The 10,981-nt window shown below is 37.2% G+C and carries 7 protein-coding genes, 10 tRNA genes and 1 pseudogene; all 18 read left to right on the top strand.

Annotated features, from left to right (window positions below; genetic code table 11):
* Nucleotides 1-24 precede the first annotated feature (24 nt).
* Nucleotides 25-101 (top strand) — tRNA-Met (locus tag BLV40_RS06735).
* A gap of 3 nt (nt 102-104) precedes the next feature.
* Nucleotides 105-180, top strand: a tRNA-Asp gene (locus BLV40_RS06730).
* Between the two features lie 10 nt (nt 181-190).
* Nucleotides 191-263: transfer RNA gene (locus tag BLV40_RS06725), tRNA-Phe, on the top strand.
* 19 nt (nt 264-282) lie between these two features.
* Nucleotides 283-358: transfer RNA gene (locus tag BLV40_RS06720), tRNA-Thr, on the top strand.
* Between the two features lie 10 nt (nt 359-368).
* Nucleotides 369-444, top strand: a tRNA-Lys gene (locus tag BLV40_RS06715).
* Nucleotides 445-462: 18 nt separating this feature from the next.
* Nucleotides 463-533: transfer RNA gene (locus tag BLV40_RS06710), tRNA-Gly, on the top strand.
* Between the two features lie 10 nt (nt 534-543).
* Nucleotides 544-620 (top strand) — tRNA-Ile (locus BLV40_RS06705).
* Nucleotides 621-624: 4 nt separating this feature from the next.
* Nucleotides 625-699 (top strand) — tRNA-Asn (locus BLV40_RS06700).
* Nucleotides 700-707: 8 nt separating this feature from the next.
* Nucleotides 708-798 (top strand) — tRNA-Ser (locus tag BLV40_RS06695).
* A gap of 6 nt (nt 799-804) precedes the next feature.
* Nucleotides 805-876, top strand: a tRNA-Glu gene (locus BLV40_RS06690).
* 577 nt (nt 877-1,453) lie between these two features.
* Nucleotides 1,454-1,672 (top strand): annotated as a pseudogene (locus tag BLV40_RS28810) (hypothetical protein); the annotation flags it as partial.
* Nucleotides 1,673-1,943: 271 nt separating this feature from the next.
* Nucleotides 1,944-2,816: an RNA polymerase sigma-70 factor gene (locus tag BLV40_RS06675; RefSeq protein WP_090688244.1), complete on the top strand. Its 873-nt coding sequence runs from the start codon at nt 1,944-1,946 to the stop codon at nt 2,814-2,816.
* Nucleotides 2,817-3,048: 232 nt separating this feature from the next.
* On the top strand, nt 3,049-3,492 hold the full coding sequence (locus tag BLV40_RS06670) for a carboxymuconolactone decarboxylase family protein (protein ID WP_090688241.1): 444 nt from the start codon (nt 3,049-3,051) through the stop codon (nt 3,490-3,492).
* Nucleotides 3,493-3,837: 345 nt separating this feature from the next.
* Nucleotides 3,838-4,782, top strand: a complete 945-nt coding sequence (locus BLV40_RS06665; RefSeq protein ID WP_090688238.1) for an L-lactate dehydrogenase — start codon at nt 3,838-3,840, stop codon at nt 4,780-4,782.
* 377 nt (nt 4,783-5,159) lie between these two features.
* Nucleotides 5,160-7,097, top strand: a complete 1,938-nt coding sequence (gene glgB / locus BLV40_RS06660) for a 1,4-alpha-glucan branching protein GlgB (RefSeq protein ID WP_090688236.1) — start codon at nt 5,160-5,162, stop codon at nt 7,095-7,097.
* The gene (locus BLV40_RS06655) at nt 7,045-8,175 is read left to right on the top strand and encodes a glucose-1-phosphate adenylyltransferase (RefSeq protein WP_090688233.1); all 1,131 of its coding nucleotides are present in this window, start codon (nt 7,045-7,047) and stop codon (nt 8,173-8,175) included. Before glgB ends, BLV40_RS06655 begins: the two co-directional genes overlap by 53 nt.
* Before the next feature lie 18 nt (nt 8,176-8,193).
* The gene (locus BLV40_RS06650) at nt 8,194-9,228 is read left to right on the top strand and encodes a GlgC family sugar phosphate nucleotidyltransferase (protein WP_090688230.1); all 1,035 of its coding nucleotides are present in this window, start codon (nt 8,194-8,196) and stop codon (nt 9,226-9,228) included.
* Nucleotides 9,229-9,537: 309 nt separating this feature from the next.
* Nucleotides 9,538-10,974, top strand: coding sequence for a glycogen synthase GlgA (gene glgA, locus BLV40_RS06645; RefSeq protein ID WP_090688331.1), 1,437 nt, complete (start codon nt 9,538-9,540; stop codon nt 10,972-10,974).
* Nucleotides 10,975-10,981 lie beyond the last annotated feature (7 nt).

Below are 10,981 nucleotides of genomic sequence, written 5' to 3'. Positions count from 1 at the left end.
TTTAAAAAAAGAATATGATATCGTCGCGGGGTGGAGCAGTCTGGTAGCTCGTCGGGCTCATAACCCGAAGGTCGCAGGTTCAAATCCTGTCCCCGCAACCAAATGGTCCCGTGGTGTAGTGGTTAACATGCCTGCCTGTCACGCAGGAGATCGCCGGTTCGACCCCGGTCGGGACCGCCATTTACATAAAGGCTCGGTAGCTCAGTCGGTAGAGCAGAGGACTGAAAATCCTCGTGTCGGCGGTTCGATTCCGTCCCGAGCCATCTTTTTTTTTTTTGGAAAGCCGGCTTAGCTCAATTGGTAGAGCAACTGACTTGTAATCAGTAGGTTGGGGGTTCAAGTCCTCTAGCCGGCACCACTTTCAAAATGAGCCATTAGCTCAGTTGGTAGAGCATCTGACTTTTAATCAGAGGGTCGAAGGTTCGAGTCCTTCATGGCTCACCATTTATTTTATAATTTTATGCGGGTGTAGTTTAGTGGTAAAACAAGAGCCTTCCAAGCTCTGGTCGAGAGTTCGATTCTCTTCACCCGCTTTTCTATTGGGGGCCTATAGCTCAGCTGGTTAGAGCGCACGCCTGATAAGCGTGAGGTCGATGGTTCGAGTCCATTTAGGCCCACCATTATTCCGCAGTAGCTCAGTGGTAGAGCTATCGGCTGTTAACCGATCGGTCGTAGGTTCGAGTCCTACCTGCGGAGCCATATAATATAGAGAAGTACCCAAGTGGCTCAAGGGGCTCCCCTGCTAAGGGAGTAGATCGCTAACGCGGTGCGAGGGTTCGAATCCCTTCTTCTCTGCCAGAAATTGGCCCGTTGGTCAAGTGGTTAAGACACCGCCCTTTCACGGCGGTAACACGGGTTCGAATCCCGTACGGGTCATACTTAAAGAGATAGCATAATCTGCTATCTCTTTTTTTATTTATCAATGATTTTGTTACGGTTCTGAAATACCATTAGCAACTAATAGTAAAAAAATAAAAATGGATAGTAGTATAAAAAATATGCCGTTAGATATAACACTGAAGATCATTATACTAGCGTTTTTTGTCTTAATTCCCAAAATCAAAGCGACTATAAATCCAATGTCTATGATAGAGAATAAAACAATGCTAATCTGTAAATTGGTATTTGGATATAATCGTGTGATTACAAAAACTAATAGTGTAGCGACAAGTAAAGAAATAGTCCAAAGAATGGGCGTAGCTATTTTTCTGCTTTCCCGCATGTTATCCTCCATAATATCACCTCTTTCCACTTTCCTAAATTATATAATATTTCTGTTTCATTACACGCTGAATTAAGAAGAGCGAAGCAAGTGAATTTGTTTTGCCATAATGAATAAGACAAATATGAACGCTAAAAAACAAGTTGTAATGCTTTTTCACTTGTTTTTAAACAAAATAGCATTAAAAAAGAGAATATTCAATCCTTCTAGAAATAGATGACCAGTGGTAGTGAAAGGCACTAAAATGATAAAATTACGGTAAAAGAAGTGAAAGATGAAAAAGATACGTCCGTTATTGATTTAAATCCTGAAAAGGGTAAGGGAAAAGATAAGAATCCGGTTATGTATATAGGGATTAACAAACTGCCATACAAGGTAAAGATTGTTGCTACAAGTGAAAATAACATATTTCATTCGGAACAAAATAACGGGAGTACCAAAAACTCGTAAAGAGAAAGCAAGCCTGCATGAAATTCAAATATTTTGTTTCATTCTTATTTAAGTGGATAGTTATTCAGGGAAAAAACAGACTTTGATACGTCTGTTTTTTAGTATACTTTTGTATGCTTTGAGCGTCTGACTAATAGAAAGGAGAGAGCGATGGAATATGAAAAAATGGAAGAGATAATTATACAAGCCTTCCGTAGCAGAAAAATAATCTTTTCATTATAACAAATCATATATTTTTATATTGAGACACGCTATAGAATGGAGTGATAATATGGGTTTTGAAACTTTGTATCGAACCTATCAACCTTTAGTATACTCTGTCGCATATCGAATGCTTGGCTCTGTTAGTGATGCGGAGGATGTTGCACAGGATATACTTATGAAAAGTCAATATGTGAACCAAGAGCCAGTTAGAAATATGAAAGCGTATTTAATTAAGATGACGACGAACCATTGTTTGAATATACTACAATCAGCACGGAAAAAAAGAGAAATATATACAGGAGAATGGCTTCCTGAGCCGGAAATAGATACAGCGAAATTAAATCCTATGGAAACTATAATTCAAAGCGAAAGAGTATCCTATGCATTCCTTGTATTGTTAGAGAATTTAACTCCTGTTGAAAGAGCCATATTCGTTTTAAGGAAAGCACTTGGGTACGATTATCGTGAAATAGCTGAGCTTTTAAATAAATCAGAAGTAAATTGCCGAAAGATTTACAGCCGTTGCAAAGAGAAGATACAGTACGAAGTGTCAGTACATCCGCAGCAATCGATTCATACAGAAAAAATGGTACATACCTTTATCCAAGGTTCAGAAACAGGGAATTTTGAGGCGTTTATTAATCTGTTGAGAGAGGACGTAGCTTTTGTCACTGATGGAGGAGGTAAAGTGCGTGCAGCCATATTTCCGATTTTGGGCAAACAGCGTATCCAGACATTTTTGGAGGCAATTGTTTCAAAGGGATTCTTTCAAGTCGAACTTCTTCCAACTATCATAAATGGTCAAATTGGTATCTTAGCAAGGAATAAGGGATGTGCAGAGAAAGCTATATGTTTTGAGTGGGATGAAAGCCGAGAATTAATTAGAAGAATCTACATTGTAGTCAATCCCGATAAATTAAAGCATATTTCAGTTCTATAGTATAAAAATGAAAAGAAATCTTTATTTTTTTAAGATTTCTTTTTATTTTGTCACAAATTGAAAAGCTAATTTGTCTTATAAGTGACAGGGTATGAAAGGGATGCTATATATGTTTTCTTTTAGAAGGTCTGTCATGAACTACAATCATGATATGAAAAGATTTATGAAAGACAGTATTCAATATCCTGACGCCAAAGTATAAATTAATTTTATTTTATGGAGGGACTATACAATGGAAACAAGGTTTTTAATGGGAAAGGTAAATCCAGAAGGTTATAAGGCAATGGCGGGATTAGAAAAATATTTGATGACTACAAGCATTGATGAGACATTGAAAGAGCTAATTAAAATCCGGGCTTCTCAAATCAATGGATGTGCGTATTGCATTGATCTCCATACGAAAGATGCACGAAAACTAGGGGAAACAGAGCAGCGTATTTATGCTCTTAATGCTTGGCGTGAGACACCGTTCTTTACAGAGGCAGAACGTGCTGTGCTTGCTTTGACAGAGGCGATTACACTAGTAGCGGAAACGCATATTCCTGATGAGGTATATGAAGAAGTAAGGAAATTCTTTGAAGAAGAACAAATTGCTGAAATTATTATGCAGATTGTTGCTATTAATGCATGGAATAGGATTGGAGTTGCCACTCGCTTAATGCCAGAAAAAAGATAAAACTTTGATCCAAGAGAAAGCTATTCTTTCTGGAAATGTTGTTGAAAGGATAGCTTTTTTATTAGGTGTTATTTTAATTTTTAATAGACAAAACGATAGCAACACAGTAAAGCAGCCTTTTCACAATCTAAAGAAAAGGCTTTCATTTTGATGGATTCCACGCCTGATATAATAACTTTCTACTGTGTGTGAAAAAGTTCACAAATAGGTCATAATTTGTGAATGAATTCACAATAACTTATGCTACAATATGAATGTAAGGAAGTTAAACAACATTAAATTAGTATTTTAATTAATTACTTAAACAATCATGATAAATGTGAACAATAGAGAGGGGAAATTACCATGAAAAAAGGTATCAATCGCGTAGTATTAGTAGGAACAGGTGCTGTAGGTTGTAGTTATGCTTACTCAATGATTAACCAAGGTGTAGCTGAAGAATTCGTACTTGTTGACGTAAATGAAGCGAAAGCAGAAGGAGAAGCAATGGACTTAAGCCATGCAGTACCATTCTCTCCATCACCAACAAAGGTTTGGAGCGGTAGTTATGCAGATTGTAAAGATGCAGATTTAGTTGTTATCACTGCTGGATTACCACAAAAGCCAGGTGAAACTCGCCTAGACTTAGTTGAGAAAAATACAAAAATCTTTAAGCAAATCGTTCGCGGTATTATGGATACTGGATTTGATGGTATTTTCTTAATCGCAACTAACCCAGTTGACATCTTAACTTATGTAACTTGGAAAGAATCTGGATTACCAAAAGAACGCATAATCGGTTCTGGTACAACTCTTGACTCTGCTCGTTTCCGTTATATGCTAGGTGATTACTTAGATGTAGATCCACGCAACGTTCATGCATACATCATTGGTGAACACGGTGATACTGAACTTCCAGTATGGAGTCATGCAACTATAGGTGTACAAAAATTAGAAACAATCTTAGCGAACAACGAACAGTATAGCCAAGATGATTTAGATAAAATCTTTGTAAATGTACGTGATGCTGCTTACCACATTATCGAACGTAAAGGTGCAACTTACTACGGAATCGGTATGTCACTACTTCGTGTAACAAAGGCAATCTTAAACAACGAGAACAGTGTACTAACTGTATCTGCATACCTTGAAGGTCAATATGGTGAGAAAGACGCTTATGTAGGTGTTCCAGCTGTTATTAACCGAGAAGGTGTACGTGAAATCGTTGAACTTGAGTTAAATGAAGAAGAAAAAGCGAAGTTCGCTCACTCAGTAAAAGTATTAAAAGAAACAATGGCACCAGTACTTTAAGATAATTGATAAATGATTTAGAAGCGGGAAACTGCTTCCTGCTTCTGAATTTTATATATAACCTCATACAAATTCCTTTTCCAGTTCCCTTGTATATCCCCATAGTATACCTCCTTTACTGGATAAGGGGCGTTTATAACAAAAAGCATTCTATTGCCCATGGAGTGCTTTTTGTTATTTTTTTAAAATTATTTTAAAATAAACCGCTTTCAATGAATATTCGTCAAAATTCGATATATTTAACGGAAAATTAAAATGTTCCCTTTAATTTCCGCGAAAAAACGTATATTTATTTAAAAATGCACAAGGATATTTCAGTATTTCAACGAATGTTTACAAGGTAATAAAAATTCTGTCATCTTAGTGAGGTGAACATATTGAGTGTAACAAATTGTATGGAAGAAAGTGTGTATGAATTTCACACAAAACAGTGTTATGAGAGCTATAACATATTTGGCGCGCATCCTGTAGTAGAGGATGAAATACAAGGCGTACGATTTACAGTATGGGCTCCTCATGCGAAAGCTTTGAGTGTAGTTGGCGATTTTAATGATTGGAATATTGACGAGCATAAGATGCGAAAAATGACAGAAGAGGGTATTTGGTCATTGTTTATACCACATTTGGAGGAAAAAGAGATATACAAGTATGCGATTGAAACCAAAGGTGGCGAAACAATTTTAAAAGCAGATCCTTATGCAACATATGCAGAAGTAAGACCAAACACGGCATCTGTTATTTTTGATATAAGGGGATATAAATGGAATGATAGAAATTGGTTCCGAAAGAAGAAACGAAAAGTAAGTTATAAGGAAGCAATGGCAATTTATGAGTTGCATTTTGGTTCATGGAAAAAGAAAGAAGATGGCTCTTTGTATTCATATAGAGAAATGGCAGATGAGCTCATTCCTTATGTAGCAGAACATCAATTTACACACATTGAAATTATGCCGCTTGTCGAACATCCATATGACCGTTCATGGGGATATCAGGGAACCGGATATTATGCAGTGACAAGTCGATTTGGTACGCCTCATGATTTCATGTATTTTGTCGATGAATGTCATAAATATGGAATCGGTGTCATTTTAGATTGGGTACCAGGTCATTTTTGTAAGGATGCTCACGGTTTGTATTTATTTGATGGGGCACCAACTTATGAATATAAAGATTTGGATGTAAGGGAAAATCGTATTTGGGGAACAGTGAATTTTGATTTAGGAAAACAGGAAGTGCGAAATTTTTTAATTTCAAATGCATTGTTTTGGATGAAATATTACCATATTGACGGCTTTCGCGTCGATGCAGTTGCAAATATGCTGTATTGGGAAAAAGAAGGAAGGCAGCAAAGTAATGAGTATGCGGTTTCCTTTTTACGAGAGTTAAACGAGGCAGTATTTGCAGAGGACGAAGAATTTCTGATGACTGCAGAAGATTCGACAGCTTGGCCACTTGTGACCGCTCCAACTTATGAAGGGGGATTAGGATTTAATTATAAGTGGAATATGGGCTGGATGAATGATGTGCTGAAATATATGGAGTGTGCACCGGAATATCGGAAATATATTCATGAGAAAATGACATTTTCTTTGCTCTATGCTTACTCCGAAAACTTTATATTACCGCTCTCTCATGATGAAGTCGTTCACGGGAAAAAATCATTGTTAAATAAAATGCCGGGAGACTACTGGGAAAAGTTTGCGCAGCTTCGCTTATTATACGGGTATTTCTTTGCACATCCAGGGAAGAAATTGCTCTTTATGGGCGGAGAATTTGGTCAATTTGATGAATGGAAAGATCTCGAGGATCTAGATTGGAATTTACATGATTTTGAAATGCATTGTTATATGCATGATTACTTTAAAGAGCTCATAGCATTGTATAAGCGATCAAAACCACTTTGGCAGCTTGATCACTCACAGGAAGGCTTTCAATGGATCGATGCTGACAATAATGAGCAAAGTATATTTTCGTTTATTCGTAAAGGAGATAAAGAGGAAGACGTTCTTGTTGTTGTATGCAATTTTACAAACATTGTGTACGAAAATTATAAAGTGGGCGTACCAGAATTCCAATATTATAACGAAATTTTAAATAGTGATGATGTAATATACGGCGGCTCAGGACAGGTGAATAAAAAACGGCTGAAGGCAATAGGCGAGCCGTATCATAACCAGTCTGCTCATGTAGAAATAACAATTCCACCATTTGGTGTATCTATTTTAAGACCAGTGAAAACGAGAAAGGGGAGCAAAAAACAAGATGGTACAAAAGCAGACGTGCGTAGCAATGTTACTAGCAGGAGGAAAGGGTAGTCGTTTAAGTGCTTTAACAAAGAATTTAGCCAAGCCAGCTGTTCCGTTTGGTGGTAAGTACCGAATTATCGATTTCACATTAAGTAATTGTGCAAATTCTGGTATTGAAACCGTTGGGATTTTAACCCAGTATCAGCCACTTGAGCTTCATAGCTATATTGGAATCGGTAATGCTTGGGATTTAGATCGTGTGAATGGCGGCGTGACTGTATTGCCCCCGTACTCGGAATCTTCAGGCGTGAAATGGTATACAGGAACAGCAAGTGCAATTTATCAAAATTTAAATTACTTACATCAGTATGATCCAGAATATGTTCTGATTTTATCAGGGGATCATATTTATAAAATGGATTACAGTAAAATGCTAGATTACCACATTGAAAAAGAAGCAGACGTTTCGATTTCTGTTATTGAAGTACCTTGGGATGAAGCAAGTCGATTTGGAATTATGAATACGAACGAAGACATGGAAATTGTTGAGTTTGAGGAAAAACCACAGTTTCCAAAAAGTAATCTTGCCTCGATGGGTATTTATATTTTTAATTGGGCCGTGTTAAAAGAATATTTAGAGATGGATGCAAGAAATCCAGAATCTAGTAATGATTTTGGAAAAGATGTCATCCCGCTTTTATTAGATGAAGAGAAAAAGCTCGTGGCTTACCCATTTGAAGGGTATTGGAAAGATGTTGGAACTGTAAAAAGCTTGTGGGAAGCAAATATGGACTTGCTTCGTGAAGAATCGTCTTTACATTTAAATGATCATAGTTGGCGTATTTATTCAGTTAATCCGAATGAACCACCACAGTATATTGCTGAAGGGGCGAAGGTGGAAGAATCATTAATTAATGAAGGATGCGTTATTGAAGGGGATGTAAAACACTCAGTTTTATTCCAAGGCGTGACGGTTGGAGAGGGAAGTATGGTGATCGATTCGGTCATTATGCCGGATGCATGCATTGGTAAAAATGTTATCGTCGAAAGAGCAATTGTTGGATCAGGTATGGTCATTGAAGATGGGGCAATTATTCGTCCAGAAAAAAATATCGATGATGTCGTACTAATAGCTGAGGGGAAATAGAAAAGGGGGATGAGATGAATGGGAGAATCAATGTTAGGAATTATTAATGCAACAGGGAGTTTTCCTTCCTTAAAGAAAGTAACAGGGCATCGTTCACTGGCAGCACTACCATTTGGAGGACGTTATCGTCTCATTGATTTTATGCTTTCGAATATGGTTAATTCTCATATTCATAGTGTAGCGATTTTTACAAGTCATAAAAATCGTTCCTTGATGGATCACCTCGGATCAGGAAAGCAATGGGATTTAGATAGAAAACGCGATGGCTTATTTTTATTTCCTCCGAATTGCCAATGTGATCAAGATGAGTTTGGTTCTTTTGCTCATTTTAGAAGACATATTGACTATTTTCTGCGCAGCAAACAAGAGTATGTTGTCATTACAAATAGTCATCTTGTTACAGCGATAAATTTTCAAGCAGTATTAGAGAGACATATACATACGGAAGCAGATGTTACGGAAGTGTGCCATGAAGGAGTTCCCCTGCAAACCTATGTGCTTAAGAAACAGCTATTATTAGATTTATTTGAAACATATAAAGATATGGAGCATTATAGTTTATTTGATGTTGTTAGAGAAAAACAGGGGAAATCATTGTACATTGGAACATATGAACATACAGGATACGTAGCTGTCATTGATTCGATTGAAAGCTATTATAAGCATAGTTTAGAAATTTTGCAGCCTTCTATTTGGAAGCAGTTATTTACGAAAGAAGCACCAATTTTTACAAAAGTAAAAGATGAGCCACCAACGCGTTATATAAAGGGAGCAAATGTACAAAATACAATGATCGCAAATGGCAGCGTCATTGCAGGGAAGGTTGAGAATAGCGTTGTCTTCCGTTCTGTAAAGGTTGGAGAAGGTTCAGTGATTCGCAATAGCATTATTATGCAAAAGAGCCAAATTGGAGATAATTGTATATTAGATGGTGTTATTATTGATAAAGATGTTAAGATTGAGGATGGTGTAGTTTTAACAGGAATGCCTGAACAACCACATGTTTTGGAAAAAGGTAGTGTCCGAAGTCAAAATATTACGAGTTATTCTTGAAATCTCAATATAAATGAAAACATTCTTTTTTTAGGTGAAGAGAGTGTCCTGTCTTGCATAGAAGTGGGCAGTACCTTTTTTGGCCCCATGCTAAGTTAAAACGAAAGAAGCAAGCAAATAGAGGGTATCTTTTGTTTTTTTATGGCGTGGATTATATGTTGAAAAATGAAAATGAATTTATATAGCCGGTGAAATCCTATCTAATAGGGATTCACTGGCTCATCATGATATGAATTTAAAATTCGAAGGGAGGAAGCTGTAAGAAGGGCGGCACAGAGTGTACACGCTTTTCAGGCAGTGGAACAACACGTGAATATTTTATTTGCAGTATCAGAATGCGTACCGTTTATTAAATCAGGAGGTCTAGCAGATGTAGCGGGTGCACTTCCAAAGGAACTCAAAAAATTAGGAGTGAACGTTCGCATTATACTTCCGAACTATAGTCTTATTCCTGCGCACTTGCGAGAAGCATGTACGCTTCACAAAGTAACCCATGTTCAGCTCGGTTGGCGAAATCAATATTGCGGGATTTTAAAAGGAGAGCAAGACGGGATTACGTATTATTTAATCGACAATGAATATTATTTTAAAAGGGATTCTCTTTATGGTCATTATGATGATGGAGAACGTTTTTCGTTCTTTTCTAAAGCAGTATTAGAGTGTATGCCGCACCTGGATTTTGAAGTGGATATCCTTCATAGTCATGATTGGCATACCGCGATGGCGAATTTTTTACTGCGTGAAAAGTATGGGGACAACCCGTTATATCAACATATTAAAACCGTTTATACGATTCATAATTTGCAGTTTCAAGGTGTATTTTCTCGTGAGGTTATGCATGATTTATTGGAGCTTGGTGACGAATATTTTCATAGTGAACAGCTTGAATTTTATGGGAACGTTAACTTTATGAAAGGGGGCATCATCGCTTCCGATCGTATTACAGCGGTTAGCCCTACGTATAAAGAAGAGATTCAATATGAATTTTTTGGCGAAAAGCTAGATGGTTTACTGCGTAAATATAATGATAAGCTGAGTGGGATTGTAAATGGTATTGATACGAGCGTATATAATCCGAAAACAGATGCATTTATAACTGCGCAGTATGATGCAGAGTCGCTATGTGATAAGCAAGAAAATAAACGTGCACTGCAGCGCTACTTTGGTTTGCCAGAAAAAGAAGATACGCCAATTATTTCGATGGTAACAAGGTTAACAAAGCAAAAAGGCCTTGACTTAGTACGTACGGTATTTCATGAAATGATGGAAGATGATGTACAATGCATCATTTTAGGATCAGGAGATTCTGAATATGAGCAGTTTTTCGAATGGATGGCATATGAGTATCCAGAAAAAGTGAAAGTGTATATCGGATTTAATGAGGAGTTAGCACATCAAGTATATGCAGGCAGCGATTTATTTTTAATGCCGTCATTATTTGAACCGTGTGGTCTTGGGCAGCTTATTGCACTGGCATACGGTGTAATCCCAATTGTAAGGGAAACAGGGGGATTGAATGATACAGTTCAGTCTTATAATGAGAAAACGGAGACCGGAAATGGTTTCAGCTTTAGAAATTTTAATGCTCATGACATGTTATATACGGTTCGTCGTGCGCTTACGTACTATCATAATAAACCGGTATGGGATCAGCTTGTCAAACAGGCGATGACAGAAGATTATAGCTGGAAAAATTCGGCTCTCGCATACAAGGAACTATATAAAAGTTTGCTGAAACACTCTTAGGTGGTGA

It is taken from the genome of Bacillus sp. 166amftsu (assembly GCF_900107445.1).
GTDB lineage: Bacteria > Bacillota > Bacilli > Bacillales > Bacillaceae_G > Bacillus_A > Bacillus_A arachidis.
The sequence above is the reverse complement of the archived record's forward strand: the minus strand, read 5'-3'. Positions and strand labels throughout refer to the sequence as shown.